The organism is Gluconobacter sp., from assembly GCF_047722525.1.
In the GTDB taxonomy this organism is placed as follows: domain Bacteria; phylum Pseudomonadota; class Alphaproteobacteria; order Acetobacterales; family Acetobacteraceae; genus Gluconobacter.
In genome coordinates this window covers 45,703-64,389 of sequence record NZ_JBDNYY010000003.1, presented here as the reverse complement: position 1 = coordinate 64,389, position 18,687 = coordinate 45,703, and the positions used below count along the sequence as shown (strand labels likewise).

Genomic DNA, 18,687 nt, shown 5'->3' with positions numbered 1-18,687 from the left:
GATGAGCAGCAATCCGCTCGAAGCCGACCCCAAGCGCGACGCCGCGATCCGCCACGAAGCGCGCCTCCTGTGGGAAGCCGACGGCAAGCCGGCCTGTGGCCCCGAAGGCTATATCGAAAAGGCCACCGACCTGATCGCCATCAAGGGCGTCCCCGAAGGCACCCCGGTCAAGGACCTGCCGCCGCCGGAACTCGACGGCGTGGAAATCGACGATGCCCGTGCAGGTATCGACCTGAACGCAGACCCGAACCACAACTTCGACTGATCCCCTCAGCCGATCACGGTTCCAGCCGCGCCCGCATCACGCAGGCGCGGCATCCGCAGGGCCTCAGCCCTGCTTCAGAACACGCCCTGCAACAGCATCAAGCTTGGCCACCAGCTTCGGATCACGGGCAGCAGGCGCCGTGATGATCGCATGATCCAGAGCCCGTTCGGCGCTCGCATCCACCGGACGCTTCTTCCCGAGCACCGGAATGACCGCCTTCACCAGGCGACGCGCATTCTCCGCATTCCCCGTCATGACCTTCACAACGGCCTCAACCGTCACACTGTCATGGTCGGAGTGCCAGCAGTCGAAATCCGTGACCATCGCAACGGTCGCGTAGTTCATCTCCGCTTCACGTGCCAGCTTGGCTTCCGGCATGTTCGTCATACCCACAACCGAACAGCCCCAGGACCGGTACAGCTCGCTCTCCGCCCGCGTGGAGAACTGCGGACCTTCCATCACCAGATACGTCCCGCCCCGCGTGAACGGAATCCCGAGCGAAGCCGCTTCGCCCTGCACCACATCCAGCACACGCGCCGAAACCGGATCCGCCATGCCGACATGCGCCACACAGCCCGTATCGAAGAAGCTCTTCTCACGCGCAAAGCTGCGGTCGATGAACTGGTCCACCAGCACGAAATGTCCCGGCGGCAGCTCTTCCTTGAGCGAACCCACAGCCGAAAGCGACAGGACATCCGTCACCCCGGCCCGCTTGAGCGCATCAATATTGGCACGGAAGTTCAGACGCGACGGCGGAATGGGATGCCCCCGCCCGTGACGCGGCAGGAACACGCACTGCACGCCCTCGAACGTCCCGAACAGCAGTTCATCGGAAGGCTCACCCCAGGGCGTCTCAACCCGGCGCCATTCCTTGTTCTCGAGTCCGTCGATGTCATACAGCCCCGAGCCACCGATCACACCGATGACGGGCTGGATTTCCTGTTCCGAAGACATATGCGTTCCTGACTGTTGATTGATCCGCTCCGCCCGTTCTGGACCACGAGACGGCCCAACACGCAAGCCTTGGAGCCCACAGCCTTCGCCACATCATCCCCAGAGAAACTTTTTCACAAAACAGAAGCATTTTTACGAAATGAAAACGTCTTTGCGCCATCGTCCCGCCACGGATCACCGGCAGGCATGCATCAGCCAACTGTTCGGCGACGGCACGATTTGCTAGGACACTGCGCGTAACGAAGTTTTGTCCTGTATAGACGGGGGAAGAAAAAATGGACCAGATCAGCCCCGGTTTCGCTGAAACCGTTCGTCCAGATGTGCCTCACGACGCCCTCAAGCAGGACGCCAAAGCCTGGTTCGAAACCCTCCGTGACCGCATCTGCGCGTCCTACGAAAAGCTGGAAGACGAAGCCGCCGAAGGTGGCTCCCAGGTCCTGCGTGACCGCACGGCTCCCGGCCGTTTCGAACGCACGGCATGGCAGCGTCCCGAAGGCGGCTCCGGCGTGATGTCCGTCATGCGCGGCCGCGTGTTCGAAAAAGTCGGCGTCAACGTCTCGACCGTCTGGGGCGAGTTCTCCCCCGAGTTCCGCAAGAACATCCCCGGCGCTGACGAAGACCCGCGCTTCTTCGCCACCGGCGTCTCCCTCGTCGCCCATCCCTGCAACCCGCATGTGAGCGCCGCGCATTTCAACACGCGCATGATCATCACGACAAAGGGCTGGTTCGGCGGCGGCGGCGACATCACCCCGATGTTCCCCGAAAGCGCGGAAGCGCAGTCGGACGCCGCCTATTTCCACAAATCCTTCGAAGACGCCTGCAACCGCCACGACCCGGAGCACTATCCCCGCTTCAAGGAATGGTGTGACCGCTACTTCCACCTCTCTCACCGCAACGAACCGCGTGGCCTTGGCGGCATCTTCTACGACCAGTTCTACACCGGGGACGCGGATCTGGACTTCGCCTTCACGAAGGACGTCGGCATGGCGTTCCACGATGCCTACCCGGCCGTCGTCCGCCGCCGCATGTTCACGCCTTGGACCGAAGCCGACCGTGACGCCCAGCTCATCCGCCGCGGCCGCTACGTCGAATTCAACCTGTTGCACGACCGTGGCACCCTGTTCGGCCTCAAGACGGGCGGCAACACCGAAGCCATCCTGATGAGCATGCCACCGGAAGTCCGCTGGCCGTGAGACTGACCCGACGTGCAGCCCTGAAGGGGCTCGCGGCTCTCACCGGCGCCGCCCCCCTCCTGAAAAACCCGGCCCGCGCTGGCACCCTGACGGATGTCCAGCTCCTTCTGGGCGGCACGCTCGCCTCCATCCCCGGCCAGTTCGCGGAACTCGCAAACGGTGCCCTGTCCCATGCGCTGGAACTGGACGCACTCCTCGAACTGACCCCCGACATCGGACAGGACGGCGTCCGCGCCGCAAACCTGTTCGACGCCAACAGCGCGCCGGACGGCAACACCGCTCTGGCGCTTCCCGGCGCCACCCTTCTGGCCTCGCTGACCGGTGACTCCCGCGTCCATTACGACTTCGGACGCTGGACCCCCGTCCTCGTGGCCTCCACGACAACCGTCGTCATCGCACGGACGGAACTGCACAAGACCCTCCGCAGCCGCCTGACAGGGTTCTTCCACGATCACCCTGTCCGCCTCGCGGTCTCGCGCCCCGGCGGCCCGGAGCTGAACGCCCTCATGGGCCTCTCGCTGCTTGGCCTGCGCCCCATTCCCGTGCCCGGCTACGTCGACTCATCGAAAGCCCTGACTGCCCTGCATGACGGTACCGTCGATGCGGTGCAGATTTCCCCCTACACGCTCGACCGCCCGCTGGACGAAGTCCTCGCCAATCTGCCCGAAGGCACGAGCGCAATCTATTCCACCGGCGACCTGACCGACACCCATTCGACAACCATTCCCATTTTCATGGAAGCCTACCAGCAAGCCCGGCACCGCCCGCCCGAAGGCCCGTTCTATCACGCCTGGCAGGCGGTCTCCGCCGCCGCCGACACCGCCATGGCCATCGCGCTGCCCATGCTGACCCCGCCCGAAATCGTCACCCGGTGGAGCCACGCCTGCACGGCCGCAGCGGCGGATTCAGGCGTACGGCACTGGGCCGACATGCATCATTTCAAGCTGGCCACCGGGGAAAACGCTGCCCCGTTCCTGTCACGGACAGTCCCGGATCTCGGAGCCACGCTGGCCCTGCGCCGCTGGCTCGCCGTCAACACCCCGCGCTGGCGTCAGGGACAGGAAACCCGCCACATCTGATTCAATCAGCGACGGCGCGTCTTCAGCAGGATCCGGACCGACCCGTGATTGGCGGCATGGGGATGCACCACGGCCAGAACCATGGACCGCAGATCCGCCCGCTGAAGCCACAGGGGCAGTTCGCGGCGGATCAGCCCGCTGGTCTGCCCGCTTCCCAGCCCCGTCACGACTTCCACACACCGCCAGTTCCGCACCCGCGCCCGCTGCATGAAATCATACAGCCGCTCAAACGCCTCCTGTACGACATAGCCATGCAGATCGAGCCGCGCATCCACCTTCATCTGCCCGCGTGACAGACGCTTCCAGCTCGTATCATCCAGCCCCGGCGCCCGGACACCGACGGCAAGCTCCGCTGTCCACGACACGGGCTTCTTTGGCGGGGCGGGAACAAAGGAACGCCGCACTGGCAAAGGCGCAGACCGTGCAACTTCCGGCATGGGTGCGGGCGGGTCGGCCTTAACCATGGGCACCATGCGTTTCGGGGCCCGCGGAGAACGCAGCGGCTTGATGTCGCGGACCACCATCCGCCACAGGGTTGCCTCGTCCTCCCTCAGATCCCGCTTCGCCACGCCGCCCTCACTTCCTGTCCGACCACCCCTTCCGAAAACGGGATTCAGGTCCCGAGCATGTAACGGCTTCCGGCATCATTGAACAATGTTCTTTCGGGATTTCGGCACCTGCGCCGCCCTGATACGTTCATGGTTCAGGTTTCATTTCAGCAAAGAGCAGAACCATGAGCCACCTCACCCAGGAAGAACGCGACAGCCTGCCCGACAGCGCCTTCGGCCTCCCCGAAAAACGCGCCTACCCGATCGACACCCGCGCCCGCGCCAGCAACGCCAAGGCCCGCGCCACGCAGGAATACGAGCGCGGCCTCCTCACGGCGGAAGAACGCGACCGGATCGACAAGGCCGCCGACCGCCGCCTCGCGCAGGACGACTAAAGCAGCCCGCCCCGATCACAGGCAGCATCGGAAATTCACTTGACCTTAAAGGTCATGGCGTCAGTCTCGCCGACACCGGGCGTGAGAATGTCCGGCCCGCAAAGCCAGACTGACCAAGGATTTTTCATGCCTCTGCCTCCCCTCCGCAAGTTCATCCCCCTTCTTGCAGGCACGGCCCTCTGCGTCTCCACGCTTGCCACGCCGGCGATCGCGGCCCCGTCCGGTGTCCAGAAGCCCGGAACCGTCACGGCCTCGACCCCTCTCGCCGACGCCCTCGGCCTTCCGGACGCCGGACGCGCCCTGCGCATCACCTACCTCGCAACCAACGGCATCACCGGCCGGGGCCTCGTCCCCGTCACCGCCGAGATCATCCTCCCCGCAGGCCCCGCCCCTCAGGGTGGCTGGCCGATCGTCGCCTGGGCCCATGGCACCGTCGGCGTCGATGACAGTTGCGCGCCGTCCCTCAACTCCTACAGCGACCGCAACCGCACCTATCTCTCCACCTGGATGAAGCGCGGTTTCGCCATCGTCGCCACCGACTATCAGGGCCTCGGCACACCCGGAACCCATCCCTATCTGGATACCCGCGTCGAAGCCTACAGCGTCCTCGACAGCCTCCGTGCCGCGCTCGCCACCGTCCCGGACCTGCAAAACCGCATCATGATCGTCGGCCAGTCGCAGGGCGGAGGCGCCGCTGTCGCCACAGCCGCCTATGCCCCGACCTACGCCCCCGATCTGGACATCCGTGGCACAGTCGCCACCGGTACCCCTTATGTGACGCCCGAACTTCTCGGCGGCCTGCTCAAAGCCGCCTCACAGCCCGGAGCCGGCTATAGCCCTCTGATCAACTACGTCTTCTATCTCGCGGCCGGACTGGAAGGACGAAACCCCCATTTCCGCCCCGAACAGGCTTTCACGCCCAAAGCGCTGCCCGTCTATCGCAACGCCGCCCATGAATGTCTGACCTCCCTGTCCCGGCAGGCAAAGGATGCTGGTCTGACCTTACAGAACACCCTGCAACCCACCTTCCTCAAGGCGATGAGCCCGGCCCTGAAGGACATGGCCTTCCCCACCCTCAAACTGGCCCGGCCTCTCTTCACCGGCACCGGAACGGAAGACCGTGACGTGCCCCCCGCCCTCCAGCTCGGTCTGGTCAAGGCCGCCTGCGCCGCAGGCTCGACCGTGCAGGCCCATATCTACAGGGGGCTGGACCACAGTCAGGTCGTGAACGGCTCCCTGCCGGACTCCGCCACCTTCACCACAGCCGTCATGACCGGCCAGCCCGTCACCCCGCAGTGCAATCCCGTTCCCCAATAAGCCACCACAACCACAGCCCATAAAAAAACGGCCCCGGATCATCCGGGGCCGTTCTTCATTCATGCACGTTAAGCAGACTTCAGTTCGAAGCCGGAGCCTGCAACGGCTGGTCAGCCGGCACATCCTTCAGCGGAATACCTTCGTACTTGCCCGTCAGCGTCTTCAGGAACGCCACGATATCCGTGACATCCTGATCGGCAATGTCATGATCCGGCGTCTCGTAACGCGCCATCTCCCGCACAACCTGCTCCAGCGTGGTGGCCGAACCGTCATGCAGCCACGGCCCCGTCAGCTCGACATTACGCAGGTTCGGAACCTTGAACCGCTCCCTGTCGCCTTCCTTATGCGTCACGGCCATACGACCTTCGTCCGCATCCGTCAGCTTCGTATGACGGTTCTCGAAATACGGCCCTTCCAGACCAAGGATCTCATAAGCGTCACCACCCACGGCAATGCCGCTATGGCAACCCGAGCAGCCGATTTCCTTGAAGCGCTCATAACCGCGCTTTTCCTGCGCCGTGATCGCCTTCGCATCACCCTTCAGATACAGGTCAAAGCGGCTGTCCGGAGTGATCAGCGTCTTTTCATATTCCGCAATCGCCGCCGTGATCGTGTCCTTGTCGATCTGCTCAGAACCGAACGCCGCCGTAAACTGCTCGGCATAACCCGGCGTGCTGCGGACATGATCGGCTACGGTGTTCCAGTCATGCGAACCCATTTCCAGCGGGTTCATGACCGGCCCTGCCGCCTGCTCCGCCAGATCCTTCGCACGACCATTCCAGAACTGCGCCATGCTGAACACGGCATTATAGACGGTCGGCACATTGATCGGCCCCTTCTGGCCCCCAATGCCCGTCGCCGTCGTCAGGTTGTCCACACCGCCCTTGTTCAGACCATGACAACTCGCACAGTTGAGCGTCCCGTCACCCGACAGACCCTTGTCGAAGAACAGCGCCCGGCCCAGTTCAGCCTTCTTCCAGTCCACATCAACCGTTTCCGGGATCGGCTGGATCGGCTCGCCACGAAACTGCGCGGCCACACCCGGCGCCGCATAATGAAGCTCGCGCTGCTCACGCACCCATTTCAGGATGTCCGCACGCTGCTTTTCGTCCAGATGCGCATGCGGATGCATCAGCAGATAGGCCGCGGGCGGCATCCGGTTCTGCGTAATGACTTCCTCGATCCGCGACAGTTCCTCGACGGAAGGCGGCTTACCCTGCTGCATGGCCTCCAGCACCGGCGCATAATCGAAATGACGCTGCCCCTGCACCAGATCACGCTTCATGATCTGATTGGCCAGCGGCAGCTTGAAATAGAACGGCAGCGCGACATTCTGCGTATGGCAGTAATCGCAGCGCACTTCCCGAAGCGCGGCAAAAGCCGCCATAGCCGCCGGATCCTGACGGGTCGGGCTGCTGGCGGGCAACTGCGGTGCACCAGCATGATCGAAATGCTCAAGATAGGTGACGGTACCGCCCCAGGCGACAACACCCAGCGCCACCAGACCGGCAATTCCCTTTGTAATCGTGCTGGAACGCACCACTTTTCTCCTCATACTCACGGTGTCGTGAGAATGACGAAAAGTGACAGGCAAAGTCAAAGTAATTGAATCTGTCAGGACAACAGGTCCTGTCGATCAGTCCTCGTCCTCATGATCGATCGCCGCCCGCACCCGCTTGCGCGCCACATTCACATAGGACGTATCGGTATCAATCCCGATCCCCACACAGCCCATCCGCTCCGCTGCCACGAGCGTCGTCCCCGACCCCATGAACGGATCAAGCAGCACTCCCCCCGGCCGCAGCCCGTGCAGCCGGATGCACGCCTCGGGCAGGGCCACCGGGAACGTCCCCGGATGGCTGAACTTTTCCTTGCGGCTGCGCACGGTCTCGTAGGGAATGAACCACGTATCGCCCCGGCACCGCCGGTCCGTGATGTGCTGCCGCCGCACGATGTTGCTCTTGTCCGTAAACGGCACACCCGCATCCAGCCGCGACACCGGCACATTCCCCGTCTTGGTCAGATGGAACACATGCTCATGGTTCCGATTGACGAAACGCGCCGAGTTCAGCGGCTTGAAATGCCCGTAGGTGATCTCTCCGACCGAAATCGACTTGATCCAGGTGATATGGTTCTGAAGCACGAACAGCCGCCGCAGCCGCGTCATCAGCTCGAACGGCAGCCAGGGCTGGGACGAGGAGCCCGCGATGTTCAGGAAGAACGACCCGTCATCCTTCATGACACGGGACAGACTGGTGCAGACATCCTCCATCCAGTCCAGATAGGCGTCCTCGGGCAGCCGGTCCTGATAGGTCCGGTAAGGCACCCCCAGATTATAGGGCGGCGACGTCACCACCACATCCACACTCTGCGACGGCATCCGCTTGAGAACCGTCGTGCAGTCCCCCCGGATCAGCGTATGGACACCGAGCTTCTCCCGGCGACTGCGGATCATTGTGCGGCAGGTTCCGCAGGAGGACGCGGCAGGAACAGCACCATCCGCCCATGCGCATGCAGGTTCCCGGCCACGGCCTGTGCCGCAGCCCCCCAGCCTGTGAACAGGTCGGCGCGCCCCGCACCCTTAATGTCGGTCCCGATATCCTGCGCGAACACCAGATGATCCCAGTTCACCTGCTGCCCGGCGCCATAAGGCAGCTTCGTCTCAACCCAGAGCGGCATCGCAAACGGCACCATGGACCGATCCACGGCCACCGACCGCCCGGCCGTCAGCGACATCCCGAATGCCCCTTTCGGCCCCTGCGCCAGATTGCCGTCATCACGGCGGAAAAAGACGTAATTCGGATTGCGCTCCATGACGGACATCATCCGGTCCGGATGCGTCTCCAGCCAGTTGCGGATGCTGTCCATGCTGACCCCATCCGCCGGCAGTTCGCCATCCTGCACCAGAACACGCCCGAGCGGCACATAAGCCTGCCCGTTGCGCCCGTCATAGCTGACACGTACCTGCCCGCCATCCGGCAGGATCAACCGCCCCGAACCCTGAATCTGAAGGAAAAACAGGTCTACCGGGCTTTTCAGCCAGGCAATCTCCAGCCCCTGCCCCACCAGCGCCCCGCCATCAATCGCGGTACGGTCGTAATAGGGCGCGAACTGCCCGTTGACCCAGCGCCCGCTGACCATCTGGCCATTGGTCGCCTTCGCCCGCACCAGATCACGCGGACGGCCATAGACCGGCGTCTGATACGCCCCACCCCGCGTCAGGGACGCCGGGATCTGCGGCTCGAAATACCCGGTATAAAACGCCTCTGTCCCGGCCTCGTAAGGCTGGAACCATGTCTGAAGATACGTCCGCGCATCTGTCGCCGTCGCCAGACCCGCACAGGCATTGGCCCAGTCGGCAGCATGACGGCCATACGTGATATCCTCACCCCCTCCGAGCACCGTCTCTGGCGGCAACTGCGCGAGACGATGACACTCATCCCGCAGCAGCGGCATCAGGGACGAAAAATCCTCCTGCCCCCACCCCGCAAGGGACTCATAACCAACAGGAGAGAGCGAAAACGAAGACGGCGCATTCTGCGGGGTGCATCCGCAAAGCACGCCGAATGTCACCAGGGTCAGCAGTTTTTTCATTGGATCGGCAAAAAACTCGAAGCAGGAAACGCGAACACGAAACAAAAGGATCTGGACCGGATCAGGCCGGACGCGACGCTGCCAGCCGCCACCGCGCATCGGACTGCCCTGCAACACGCTCGAACAGCCACAGGTCATGAAACTCGGTCACGGCCTCGGTCCCGACCAGAGGCTCACCCTGACGATCCGTCAGAATATTCACCTGCCGCGACACGATCTGCACCTCGACTCGGCCCGTACGCATCCCGTCGTCACCGGAGACGAGCATCGCATCCAGAATGGACAGGCTCTCGATCCCGCGCAGATCGCTCCGCTGCGTCTCGCCAGCCTGCACACGCGCATCGATCGCGGCGGAAAAAGCCTCCATGGACGCCGGCGTCAGCAGCTTTTCAAGCGCAGCACGATCTCCGACCGCGAAAGCCGGAACCACCTGCCGGAACGTCCCTTCGGCCTCCTTGAGGAAACCTGAAGGCGAAAATCCCGGAAAAACCGCTGCAATCTCACCCAGAACCGTTCCGACACGCGTCGCGGGAGCGGGAATTTCATATTCCACTTCCGGCGCCGCAGCCGTATCGAACGGCGCATTTCCGGCGCCCGGCTTTCCCGAAGCCTGTCCGGGCAGCGGCGGCGGGACACCCGGACGCGCCGCATCCGGAGCAGCCCCCTTCTGCGCACCCAGACCAAACCGCCCGGCACCCGGACGCTCCTGCCGCACGCCCTGCATCCCGACACGACGGCCAAGCACACGGTACAGCCTCACACCCAGCGCCACCGCGAGCACGAACAGGACCACAAGGTCCCAGGGAAAATAATGACCCGCATGATCCATGAGACCGGCGGGGAGATGAATGTCGTTGGAAGACATGAAGCCCTGTGTTTCGCAGTGTTCGGTTAAAGATCCGTTCTCCTAGAGATAGGGTGCAATCCCTCCGATCTCAACCGTCTGTCCGCCAGAACCGTGTCTTGGCGCGCAGCGGACATCATGCTACCGCCGAGGGATCGCAATCGTTCCAATCGATGTCCGCCCTGGGCTCAGCCCCTGCGGAACCGGAGACTGTATGTCAGAGAACACCACCGACAACGCCGCCCTGGGCCAGGAAAACGTGCCGGCCATGCCGCTCGCCATCAACCTGCAGTACACGAAGGACCTGTCCTTCGAAGTACCGGCCGGCGCCTCCATTTTCGCCACCCTGCGCTCCGCCCCGCAGATTTCCGTCAACATCGACGTTCAGGCCAACCGTCTGGAACAGGATCAGGCCGTCTATGAAGTCGCCCTGGCTGTCCGCGCCGAAGCCGCCGAACCGCCGGCACAGGAAGGTGGCCAGGCCGGTCGCACGGTGTTCATCGCCGAACTGACCTATGCCGCCGTCGTGACGCTGAACAACCCGCCGGAAGAGCTGATCGAGCCGATCCTGCTGGTCGAGGTTCCGCGCCTGATCTTCCCGTATGTCCGCTCCATCGTCAGCGACGTTACGCGTGACGGCGGCTTCCCGCCCGTCGTGCTGCAGCCGATCGACTTCGTTGCCCTGTGGCAGGCCAAGCGCGCCCAGCAGTTCCCGGAACCCGCCGGCGAAGCCTGATCAGACGGCTGGCCCGAGCTGCTCCAGCGGATCGGGCCACATCACCGCGCGCCACTCCTTAGGATCAAGGCGCGCGGCAATGGCCTCTGACAGACAGAGCGCCCGCACGGCAGACAACGCCGTCACCTCTTCGGCCCCAAGCGCTTCCCTGAACGCTTCCGCCGTTTTCCCCGAATACAGCAGCACGGAATCGACTCGCCCGCCCCGCAGGGCCTCAGCCGCTTCATCCGGCAGAGCCATGCGCTTGCAGGCCGCATAAACCTCGACCCGCTGCACACCCAGATCCCGCGCCAGATCCACGCCATAGCCCTCGCCACTGGCCAGCAGCACATCCGCACCCATAATGCCTCGCGCCCGACAGAACGCTGCCAGAGCCCGCGCATCCCCGTCCGCCGCCGCGACATTCACGAACCCGTCCCGCCGCGCCCGCGCCGCCGTCCGCGCGCCCACCGCCACGACAAGCCGATCCCGCGGCCAGTCCCGCAACGCAGGCAGTGCATTGGCACTCGTCACCAGCACGGCCCGGAACGCCCCGGGCGCAACAGGCTCAAATGTCGTGATATCCAGCATCGGACACGCCACCGCATCCCAGCCAAGCGCCTGGACCGCCGCCATCGTAGCGGACAGTCCGGGCTCAGGCCGGGTCACCAGAACAGCACGACCCGGTTCAGGACGACAAAGCGTCAGGGACGCCTCATTTCATCAAAGATATGGGCCGGCGTGTCGCGCCGAAGCTCGTCTGCAAGCTCGGTGCCCAAACGGGCCGCCTCAAGCGGCGCCCCCTCGATCTCACGACGCAGCAGGAACGTCCCGTCCTCGCTTGCAATCAGACCGCTCAGCTTCAGCACGCCCTTCTCGATCCGGGCATAACCACCGATCGGCGTCCGGCACGAACCGTCCAGCTCCGCCAGAAGCGCACGCTCAGCCGTCGAAACCGCCCGTGCCTCCGGATCCTCGATCGCGGACAGCAGTTCGCGCAGTTCCAGATCGCTCTCACGAACCGTCACGCCCACAATGCCCTGCCCTGAAGCCGGCAGCATCTGGTCCGGCTCCAGCACGACATCCACACGGTCTTCCATACCCAGACGCCGCAGCCCGGCGAGCGCCAGAAGCGTGGCCTCACACGCGCCTGACCGCAGCTTGTCCAGCCGTGTCTGCACATTCCCCCGCAGCAGGCCGAACCGCAGATCCGGCCGCACATGCAGCATCTGCGCCTGACGCCGCACCGATGCGCAGCCTACCAGCGCGCCTTCCGGCAGACAGTCATACGGACGCTGCGGATCAACCGTCACACTCCGGTCCCGCAGGATCAGCGCATCCCGCGCATCCTCGCGTTTGAGCGTGCAGGCCAGCACGAGGCCCGGCGGCAGATTGGTTTCCAGATCCTTGAGGCTGTGCACCGCGAAATCAATCCGCCCGGCCACCAGCGCCTCATGGATTTCCTTGGCAAAAAGCCCCTTGCCGCCGATTTCCGCCAGACGCTGCACAAGATTACGGTCGCCCTCGGTACTGATCTGGTATTCCTGAAACGCCCCCATATCGCGCAGAACGGGGCAGAACCGCGTCAGGCGCGTCAGAAAGTTCCGCGTCTGGACCAGCGCCAGCGGAGACGCCCGCGACCCGACACGAAGAGGGAGCTTGCGGCCGGTAGGCGGCTCAGCGGCATGGGAGCGGCGGACGGCTTCCGCGGCGACTCTCTGGAGCGCCTCGGAAGGCAGGACGGGAGCATTCATGAACGGCAGCTTTAGCCCATTCACACGGGACTGTCATGATATGACAGACTCGGCCATAATAAGCCCCATGTCAGCCCCCGCCACTTCTCCATCCGCACCCACGCGCGCCCTTCTGGCCATCGAAACCTCCTGCGACGACACGGCCTGTGCCATCCTCGCCTATGACGGCACGATCCTGGCCGAAGGGGTCCTGTCCCAGACCGACCACGCCATTCTCGGCGGCGTCGTCCCGGAAATTGCAGCCCGCGCCCATCTGGACGCCCTGCCCGCGCTGGTGGCGGAGGTGCTGAAAAAAGCCTCCCTGACGCTGGCCGATATCGACACTTTCGCCGGCACCACCGGCCCCGGCCTGATCGGCGGCCTGATCGTCGGCAGTTCCTACGCCAAGGGACTGGCCATGGCGCTGCACCGTCCCTTCGTGGCTGTGAACCATATCGAGGCCCACATCCTCACCCCGCGCCTGCCCAGCCTCGGCGCGGACCTGCACTTCCCCTACCTGACGATGCTGGTCTCGGGCGGCCATTGTCAGTGCGTCTCGGTCGAGGAAACCGGCCGCTACATCCGCCTCGGCGGTACGATCGACGATGCCGCAGGCGAGGCCTTCGACAAGGTCGCCAAAATGCTCGGCCTCGGCTGGCCCGGCGGCCCCGCACTGGAAAAACTCGCCACCGAAGGCCGCGATGACGCCTACCCGCTCCCCCGCCCCCTCAAGGGCCGCGAAGGCTGCGATTTCTCGTTCTCGGGCCTCAAAACCGCCGTCAGCCGCCTGATCGACACACAGGACCCAACCGGCAGCCGCGATGCCCTGCCCCGCCAGTTCGCCGCCGACGTCGCCGCCTCCTTCCAGCGTGCCGTTGCGGATGTGATGGCCGACCGAGCCGAACACGCCTTGGCCCTCAGCCAGAACGCCACGGCCCTGGTCGTCGCAGGTGGCGTCGCCGCCAATAAAACCCTGCGCCACGCCCTCGAACAGGTCGCGGCAAACCACGGCATCCCCTTCTTCGCCCCGCCCCTGCGCCTGTGCACGGACAACGCCGTCATGGTGGCCTGGGCCGCCCTCGAACGCCTGCACGCGGGCGAGACCCCCAACGAAATCGACACCGCCGCCCGCCCCCGCTGGCCGCTCTCTGAACGCACTCCCGCCCACGCCTGAACACAGGAAACCGCATGACCGCCATCCTCATCCGCGACGAGACCGGAACCGGTATCAGCAGACCCGCCCTGCGTTTCGACTGGAAAACCCGCAGACATCTGCGCGTGCGGGATCTGATCGCCGAGCGCGTCCGCCTCGAATGGGACAACGGCACCAAGGCAGAAGGCGAAGAAACCGCCCTCATCCCGCAGGACGCACCCTGTATCGAAACCGTCGAAGCCGCCATCGACCACGCCCTGAAGGCCTTCGAACGCCGCGCCTATCTGGTCATCATCAACGACCGTCAGATCCCGCATCTGGACGACGACATCACCCTCACCCCGGACATGACGATCACCTTCCTGCGCCTCATTCCCCTGGTCGGAGGCTGACATGCAGCAGCGTGATCCAGTGCTTGTCGCCTCTTTGCCCGGTGGTCCGCTCTATCGCCTCCTGTCAAAAGTCGGCGACATGGAACAGGCCTTCATCGAGTGGCGCACCCTGATGCGCTCCCGCTGTCCTATGGTTTTCGAAGACGCCAGAAAAAAATGGGTCGAACTCTACGAACAGCAGAGATGCGACTACAAAGGCTACGCCTTTAAAGAGCATGCCTACCAATACCTCAGCGATACCATTCCTCTCGCCGCCTATTTCCTGCCCGAGACGATGGGCACTGCGCCACGGCCTGCGTCTCCGAAATGGCTGGAGCGTCTCTCTCGCGAAAGCCTTGATCCCGAAGCTCCCATTCCACTGGCGAAACGCCATTCCTACTGGACCCGCTTCGAAATATTCGGCTCGGGTCCAGCCCCGTCCGTGAATTCCCAATCCCATCGCATCATGGATCTGAAGTGGCTCGCCCAGGCCCGGGCAGATTATGTCCGGATCCCGGTCGAACGGCCCGGAACCTTCCGTCTCGTCCGCCAGCACGTCATTCGCCTGACCCTGCATCCGAGCAAGGCGGACGACCCCGTCTTTGATCGCCTCTCCACCCCCGATAACGTTACACCCTCTGCCAGAACCCTGCGCGACCGCGCCGCCATTCTCGCCGCCCCTGACGGACAGGACGTTCTGACTCTGGCCCGCGCCATCCTGCGCGATTTCGACACGGCACAGGGGCGCTGGATCGACGGTCCACTCTACCGGGCCGCCGTTCTTCCAATCCTCGCGGGTCATGCCATCAACCGCATCAAGGCCACGGGCTCCATCCGCGAAGCCGCTTACGAACTCATCGCCAGGCCGGAATTCTTCATGCCGGAAAAAGAGACCCTCTGGCGGATGGACACGGCAGAGTTTGGCCTGCGGGATCTCGGCAAACGACCTCCTCTGGCGCAGATCAACTTCAACAAAATCCTGTGCGGCTGCCTCTGGCTCGTCGCTGTCAGTGGCACGGCGGAAGACGTGCAACTCCTCAGCACACTGGCAAAAAATTTCCAGAGGGACGACAGGGTCTTCGAGTTCAACCGCATCATCCGGGCCCTCGGCCTCACCGCCGACCGTGATGCCATCAACGAACAGATCGCCCTGCGCCAGAAAACCCGTCATTCCCTGATGCTCAGCCAGATCAACGCCGCCCTGGCCGACTCCGCCCGAAAATCCGGCATCAGCATTACGGAACTCGAAGAACGCTCCGCCTACACCCACGACCTCAACAGCCATCATGAACGGGCCGTCCCGCTTCCCAACGGCCTGACCGCGACCCTGTCCCTCAAGACCAATAGCTCCGGTACCGTCACCCTGTTCTCCACCGACGGCAGCGAACTACGCCCGGTCCCTCCCGCGATCCGCGCTGAACTCAAGAGCATCCGCGCCTATGAAAAACTCAGGGAAGAAGCCCGCGCCCTGACCAAGGAAATGCAGGCCCACCGCCTGCGCCTCGAACGCTCCTGGATCACACAGGAACGCTGGACGGCCGAACGCTTCCGCACGAACTATCTGACCCATCCCGTCCTGTCCTGGCTCGCCCACCGCCAGATCTGGACCCTCACCGCGCCCGACGGCACACAACGCACCGTCCTCTTCCCAAACAGCACACCCGTAGCCCCAGACGGCACCCCGACCGCCTCCCTGCGCGACGACGAAACCGTCACCCTCTGGCATCCGCTGGACGCCGATACAGCCCTCGTCAACCAGTGGCGCGACACGCTGGAAGACATCGCCCTCATCCAACCCATCCGTCAGGCTTGGCGCGAAACCTATGTCCTGACCGATGCTGAACGCGCCACCTCCCCGGCCTCCCTTCGCTACGCAAGGCAGGTCCTGCGTCAGGCGCAGTCCGTCGAACTCGGCCGCCAGCGCGGCTGGCGCGTGCGCACCCTAAGCATGCACATGCCCTCAAGCGAGGGCGACCCCACCAGCCTGACCATCCCTTCCGCCGGTCTGCATGCCGAAATCTGGACCGCTGGCGTCGACGGCCACGCCGCTTTCCATCATGGAACATTCACCCATATCCTCACCGACCGCGTCCAGTTCCGCACCGTCACGGACAAGGGCTCCTGGCGCTACGACGGCGGCAAAAAGCTCTCCGTCGGCAAGGAGACCGTTCCACTCGAAGACGTCCCACCACTGATCTTTTCGGAAGTCATGCGCGATCTGGACCTCTTCGTCAGCGTGGCATCCATCGGCCTGGAGGTCACCTATCTCGACGGAGCGGAAGGCCAAACCATCGCCCAATGGCGCCGCATGCCCGATCTGGCCATGTGGAACTACGACGAAACCCTGCCCCTCAACGGCCGCGCCCGCATCCGCTACGAGACGCTTGAACGGATCCTCCCCCGCCTCACTATCGCAGACCGCCTCGAACTCACCGACACGTATGTCCATGTTCGCGGCGTCCTGCACAGCTACAGGGTTCATATCAGGACAGGAAACATCTTCCTCGATCCCGACCGCCGCTATATCTGCATCGTACCCGACGCCCGCAAAAAGAAATCCACCATCGCCCTGCCCTTCGACGACGACCAGACCCTCTCGGTCATCCTGTCGAAACTCTTCCTTCTCGCCGCCGATGACAAAATCACCGATCCCGTCATCCTCAGGCAGTTCCCCGCATCCACCCCGGAACAGACATCTTGAACTACCGTCACATCTACCACGCCGGAAACTTCGCCGACTGCATGAAGCACGCTTTGCTTCTGGCGCTCATCAGGGCGCTGAAGCGCAAACCCGCAGGCTTCGTCGTCCTCGATACCCATGCCGGATGCGGCCGCTACGATCTGACGTCCGAAGAAGCCGAGAAGACCGGTGAATGGCGCGCAGGCATCGGCCAGCTTCTGGAGCGGCCAGCCGCCGCACCGCTAAAGGACTATCTCGACGCCGTCCGCCCCAACGTGCAGGACCGGCACCGCTACCCCGGCTCTCCCGCCTTCGCCCGCGCCGAACTCCGCCCGCAGGACCAGCTCATCGCCTGCGAACTGCACCCCGAAGACGTCCGCCCCCTGCGCCGCCTCTTCCACGCCGACCCGCAGGCCGCCGTCCATCACCGCGACGGCTACGAAGCCCTGCGCGCCCTGCTTCCACCAAAAGACTTCAAGCGCGGCCTCGTCCTCATCGACCCACCTTTCGAGAAGCCCGACGATTTCGCCCGCTGCGCCGACGCCATCACCCTGATCCGCACCCGTTTCCGCGCCGGGATCGTCGCCGTCTGGTACCCGATCAAACACCGCACCCCCGTCCGCGCCTTCTATACGGCCCTGCAGGACGCCGGCATCCGGGACATGCTCGCCTGCGAGTTCCTGCTCCGCCCGCCCGTCGATCCCTCCCGCCTGAACGGCTGCGGCCTGCTGGTCGTCAACGCCCCCTTCGGCTTCGAAAACGAGGCCCGCAATATCCTGGAAGCCCTCGCCACCGGCCTGCGTTCTCCCGACGCCGAAGACATTCAGATCAACATCGAACGGCTGGCAGAGGAATAACCATGACCAGACCCCATATCGCCATCATCGGTGCCGGCGCCTGGGGCACGGCGCTCGCCTGCGCCACAGCAGCGACCGGCGCGCACGTGACACTCTGGATGCGCAACCCCGTCCCGGTTGGAACCCGCACCCTCCCGCGCCTGCCGGACATCACCCTGCCCGACAACGTCACTATCACCGGCGACTTTCCGCGCAACGCCGACGTCGTCCTGCTCGTCACCCCCGTCCAGACCGCCCGCGACGTCTCCACCCGCCTCCAGACCGTGCTCGACCCCGCAGTCCCCGTCGTGACCTGCTGCAAGGGACTGGAACAGGCCACGTCTCTCCTGCCGCTCGACGTCCTCGCGCAGACCATGCCGAACCGCCCGACAGGCGTCCTCTCCGGCCCCAACTTCGCCATCGAAGTCGCAAAAGGCCTCCCCGCCGCCGCAACCCTCGCCTGCGCGGATCTCGCTCTCGCGCAGAAACTCACGGCGCTCCTCAACACGTCCGCCTTCCGCCTCTACGCCAGCGATGACGCAGCAGGCGTCCAGCTCGCAGGCGCCGCAAAGAACGTCATCGCCATCGGCGCCGGCATCACCATCGGCGCAGGGCTCGGCGAAAATGCCCGCGCCGCCCTCATCACCCGCGCCGTCGCCGAAATCGGCCGCCTCGCCGAAGCCACCGGCGGCCGCGCCAGCACGCTCGCGGGCCTCGCGGGCATGGGCGACCTCATCCTGACCTGCACCGGACGCGGCTCGCGCAATTACAGCGTCGGACTCGAACTCGGTGAAGGTCGCTCTCTCGAAGACATCCTGGCCTCCCGCACCACGGTCGCCGAAGGCGTCCTGACCGCCCCGGCCATGCGCGCCCTCGCCCGCAAACACCATGTCCGGGCTCCGATCATCGAAACCGTCACCCGCCTCCTCGGGGAAGGCTTCACGATTGAAGAAGCCCGACACCTTCTGCTGGACCGCCCCCCCACGCAGGAGTAATCATGACAAAATGTG

19 protein-coding genes are annotated in these 18,687 nt (G+C 64.4%); 11 read left to right on the top strand and 8 right to left on the bottom strand.

Annotation, left to right across the window (positions count from 1 at the left end; translation table 11 throughout):
- Position 1: 1 nt before the first annotated feature.
- The gene (locus ABF859_RS03820; RefSeq protein ID WP_415526300.1) at positions 2-265 is read left to right on the top strand and encodes a hypothetical protein; all 264 of its coding nucleotides are present in this window, start codon (positions 2-4) and stop codon (positions 263-265) included.
- A 63-nt stretch (positions 266-328) separates the two neighbouring features.
- On the opposite strand, the gene ABF859_RS03815 is transcribed toward ABF859_RS03820, so the two are convergent.
- Positions 329-1,219 carry an S-methyl-5'-thioadenosine phosphorylase gene (locus ABF859_RS03815; protein ID WP_415526298.1) on the bottom strand — a complete coding sequence of 297 codons (891 nt, stop codon included), beginning with the start codon at positions 1,217-1,219 and terminating at the stop codon, positions 329-331.
- A 275-nt stretch (positions 1,220-1,494) separates the two neighbouring features.
- Here ABF859_RS03815 and hemF point away from each other — a divergent pair, with 275 nt between their 5' ends.
- Both hemF and ABF859_RS03805 read left to right on the top strand, forming a co-directional pair.
- Positions 1,495-2,412 (top strand): oxygen-dependent coproporphyrinogen oxidase, encoded by a 918-nt coding sequence (gene hemF / locus ABF859_RS03810; RefSeq protein ID WP_415526296.1) that lies wholly within the window; start codon positions 1,495-1,497, stop codon positions 2,410-2,412.
- A complete protein-coding gene (locus tag ABF859_RS03805) occupies positions 2,409-3,491 on the top strand; it encodes a hypothetical protein (protein WP_415526294.1) in 1,083 nt (360 codons plus the stop codon). Before hemF ends, ABF859_RS03805 begins: the two co-directional genes overlap by 4 nt.
- Positions 3,492-3,496: 5 nt before the next feature.
- On the opposite strand, the gene ABF859_RS03800 is transcribed toward ABF859_RS03805, so the two are convergent.
- Positions 3,497-4,060, bottom strand: coding sequence for a Smr/MutS family protein (locus ABF859_RS03800; protein WP_415526292.1), 564 nt, complete (start codon positions 4,058-4,060; stop codon positions 3,497-3,499).
- A 164-nt stretch (positions 4,061-4,224) separates the two neighbouring features.
- Between ABF859_RS03800 and ABF859_RS03795 the strand changes: the two genes are divergently transcribed.
- On the top strand, positions 4,225-4,434 hold the full coding sequence (locus ABF859_RS03795) for a hypothetical protein (RefSeq protein WP_024717082.1): 210 nt from the start codon (positions 4,225-4,227) through the stop codon (positions 4,432-4,434).
- Between the two features lie 126 nt (positions 4,435-4,560).
- Positions 4,561-5,751 carry a lipase family protein gene (locus ABF859_RS03790; RefSeq protein ID WP_415526290.1) on the top strand — a complete coding sequence of 397 codons (1,191 nt, stop codon included), beginning with the start codon at positions 4,561-4,563 and terminating at the stop codon, positions 5,749-5,751.
- A 79-nt stretch (positions 5,752-5,830) separates the two neighbouring features.
- On the opposite strand, the gene ABF859_RS03785 is transcribed toward ABF859_RS03790, so the two are convergent.
- The 4 genes from ABF859_RS03785 to ABF859_RS03770 all read right to left on the bottom strand — a co-directional run bounded on the left by ABF859_RS03785 (position 5,831) and on the right by ABF859_RS03770 (position 10,210).
- Positions 5,831-7,306: a cytochrome-c peroxidase gene (locus tag ABF859_RS03785; protein WP_415526288.1), complete on the bottom strand. Its 1,476-nt coding sequence runs from the start codon at positions 7,304-7,306 to the stop codon at positions 5,831-5,833.
- Positions 7,307-7,387: 81 nt separating this feature from the next.
- Positions 7,388-8,206 carry a DNA-methyltransferase gene (locus ABF859_RS03780; protein WP_408873675.1) on the bottom strand — a complete coding sequence of 273 codons (819 nt, stop codon included), beginning with the start codon at positions 8,204-8,206 and terminating at the stop codon, positions 7,388-7,390.
- Complete coding sequence (locus ABF859_RS03775) at positions 8,203-9,483, bottom strand: murein transglycosylase A (RefSeq protein WP_415526286.1); 1,281 nt, start codon at positions 9,481-9,483, stop codon at positions 8,203-8,205. The genes ABF859_RS03780 and ABF859_RS03775 overlap by 4 nt, the downstream gene beginning before the upstream one ends.
- The gene (locus tag ABF859_RS03770) at positions 9,407-10,210 is read right to left on the bottom strand and encodes a Tim44/TimA family putative adaptor protein (protein WP_415526284.1); all 804 of its coding nucleotides are present in this window, start codon (positions 10,208-10,210) and stop codon (positions 9,407-9,409) included. The genes ABF859_RS03775 and ABF859_RS03770 overlap by 77 nt, the downstream gene beginning before the upstream one ends.
- Before the next feature lie 193 nt (positions 10,211-10,403).
- Here ABF859_RS03770 and secB point away from each other — a divergent pair, with 193 nt between their 5' ends.
- Positions 10,404-10,925 (top strand): protein-export chaperone SecB, encoded by a 522-nt coding sequence (gene secB / locus ABF859_RS03765; protein WP_415526282.1) that lies wholly within the window; start codon positions 10,404-10,406, stop codon positions 10,923-10,925.
- Here the strand turns inward: secB and ABF859_RS03760 are convergent, their stop codons facing one another.
- Positions 10,926-11,573 (bottom strand): uroporphyrinogen-III synthase, encoded by a 648-nt coding sequence (locus tag ABF859_RS03760; protein ID WP_415526280.1) that lies wholly within the window; start codon positions 11,571-11,573, stop codon positions 10,926-10,928.
- 35 nt (positions 11,574-11,608) lie between these two features.
- A complete protein-coding gene (gene hemC / locus ABF859_RS03755; RefSeq protein ID WP_415526278.1) occupies positions 11,609-12,658 on the bottom strand; it encodes a hydroxymethylbilane synthase in 1,050 nt (349 codons plus the stop codon).
- Between the two features lie 67 nt (positions 12,659-12,725).
- Between hemC and tsaD the strand changes: the two genes are divergently transcribed.
- Genes tsaD through ABF859_RS03730 form a run of 5 tightly spaced genes read left to right on the top strand, consistent with a single transcriptional unit; the run spans position 12,726 to position 18,672 of the window.
- On the top strand, positions 12,726-13,811 hold the full coding sequence (gene tsaD / locus ABF859_RS03750) for a tRNA (adenosine(37)-N6)-threonylcarbamoyltransferase complex transferase subunit TsaD (RefSeq protein ID WP_415526276.1): 1,086 nt from the start codon (positions 12,726-12,728) through the stop codon (positions 13,809-13,811).
- A gap of 14 nt (positions 13,812-13,825) precedes the next feature.
- Positions 13,826-14,182, top strand: coding sequence for a hypothetical protein (locus ABF859_RS03745; RefSeq protein WP_415526274.1), 357 nt, complete (start codon positions 13,826-13,828; stop codon positions 14,180-14,182).
- 1 nt (position 14,183) lies between these two features.
- Positions 14,184-16,862, top strand: coding sequence for a DUF4132 domain-containing protein (locus tag ABF859_RS03740; protein WP_415526272.1), 2,679 nt, complete (start codon positions 14,184-14,186; stop codon positions 16,860-16,862).
- A complete protein-coding gene (locus ABF859_RS03735) occupies positions 16,859-17,698 on the top strand; it encodes a 23S rRNA (adenine(2030)-N(6))-methyltransferase RlmJ (RefSeq protein WP_415526270.1) in 840 nt (279 codons plus the stop codon). Before ABF859_RS03740 ends, ABF859_RS03735 begins: the two co-directional genes overlap by 4 nt.
- Positions 17,699-17,700: 2 nt before the next feature.
- Positions 17,701-18,672, top strand: coding sequence for an NAD(P)H-dependent glycerol-3-phosphate dehydrogenase (locus tag ABF859_RS03730; RefSeq protein WP_415526268.1), 972 nt, complete (start codon positions 17,701-17,703; stop codon positions 18,670-18,672).
- Positions 18,673-18,687: the final 15 nt, after the last annotated feature.

Coding starts and splice junctions, on each gene's coding strand:
- ABF859_RS03780 (WP_408873675.1), bottom strand. CDS start 8,206: ATGATCCGCAGTCGCCGGGAGAAGCTCGGTGTCCATACGCTGATCCGG.
- ABF859_RS03815 (WP_415526298.1), bottom strand. CDS start 1,219: ATGTCTTCGGAACAGGAAATCCAGCCCGTCATCGGTGTGATCGGTGGC.
- hemF (WP_415526296.1), top strand. CDS start 1,495: ATGGACCAGATCAGCCCCGGTTTCGCTGAAACCGTTCGTCCAGATGTG.
- ABF859_RS03775 (WP_415526286.1), bottom strand. CDS start 9,483: ATGACCTGTGGCTGTTCGAGCGTGTTGCAGGGCAGTCCGATGCGCGGT.
- ABF859_RS03790 (WP_415526290.1), top strand. CDS start 4,561: ATGCCTCTGCCTCCCCTCCGCAAGTTCATCCCCCTTCTTGCAGGCACG.
- secB (WP_415526282.1), top strand. CDS start 10,404: ATGTCAGAGAACACCACCGACAACGCCGCCCTGGGCCAGGAAAACGTG.
- ABF859_RS03785 (WP_415526288.1), bottom strand. CDS start 7,306: ATGAGGAGAAAAGTGGTGCGTTCCAGCACGATTACAAAGGGAATTGCC.
- tsaD (WP_415526276.1), top strand. CDS start 12,726: ATGTCAGCCCCCGCCACTTCTCCATCCGCACCCACGCGCGCCCTTCTG.
- ABF859_RS03730 (WP_415526268.1), top strand. CDS start 17,701: ATGACCAGACCCCATATCGCCATCATCGGTGCCGGCGCCTGGGGCACG.
- ABF859_RS03820 (WP_415526300.1), top strand. CDS start 2: ATGAGCAGCAATCCGCTCGAAGCCGACCCCAAGCGCGACGCCGCGATC.
- hemC (WP_415526278.1), bottom strand. CDS start 12,658: ATGAATGCTCCCGTCCTGCCTTCCGAGGCGCTCCAGAGAGTCGCCGCG.
- ABF859_RS03740 (WP_415526272.1), top strand. CDS start 14,184: ATGCAGCAGCGTGATCCAGTGCTTGTCGCCTCTTTGCCCGGTGGTCCG.
- ABF859_RS03770 (WP_415526284.1), bottom strand. CDS start 10,210: ATGTCTTCCAACGACATTCATCTCCCCGCCGGTCTCATGGATCATGCG.
- ABF859_RS03795 (WP_024717082.1), top strand. CDS start 4,225: ATGAGCCACCTCACCCAGGAAGAACGCGACAGCCTGCCCGACAGCGCC.
- ABF859_RS03745 (WP_415526274.1), top strand. CDS start 13,826: ATGACCGCCATCCTCATCCGCGACGAGACCGGAACCGGTATCAGCAGA.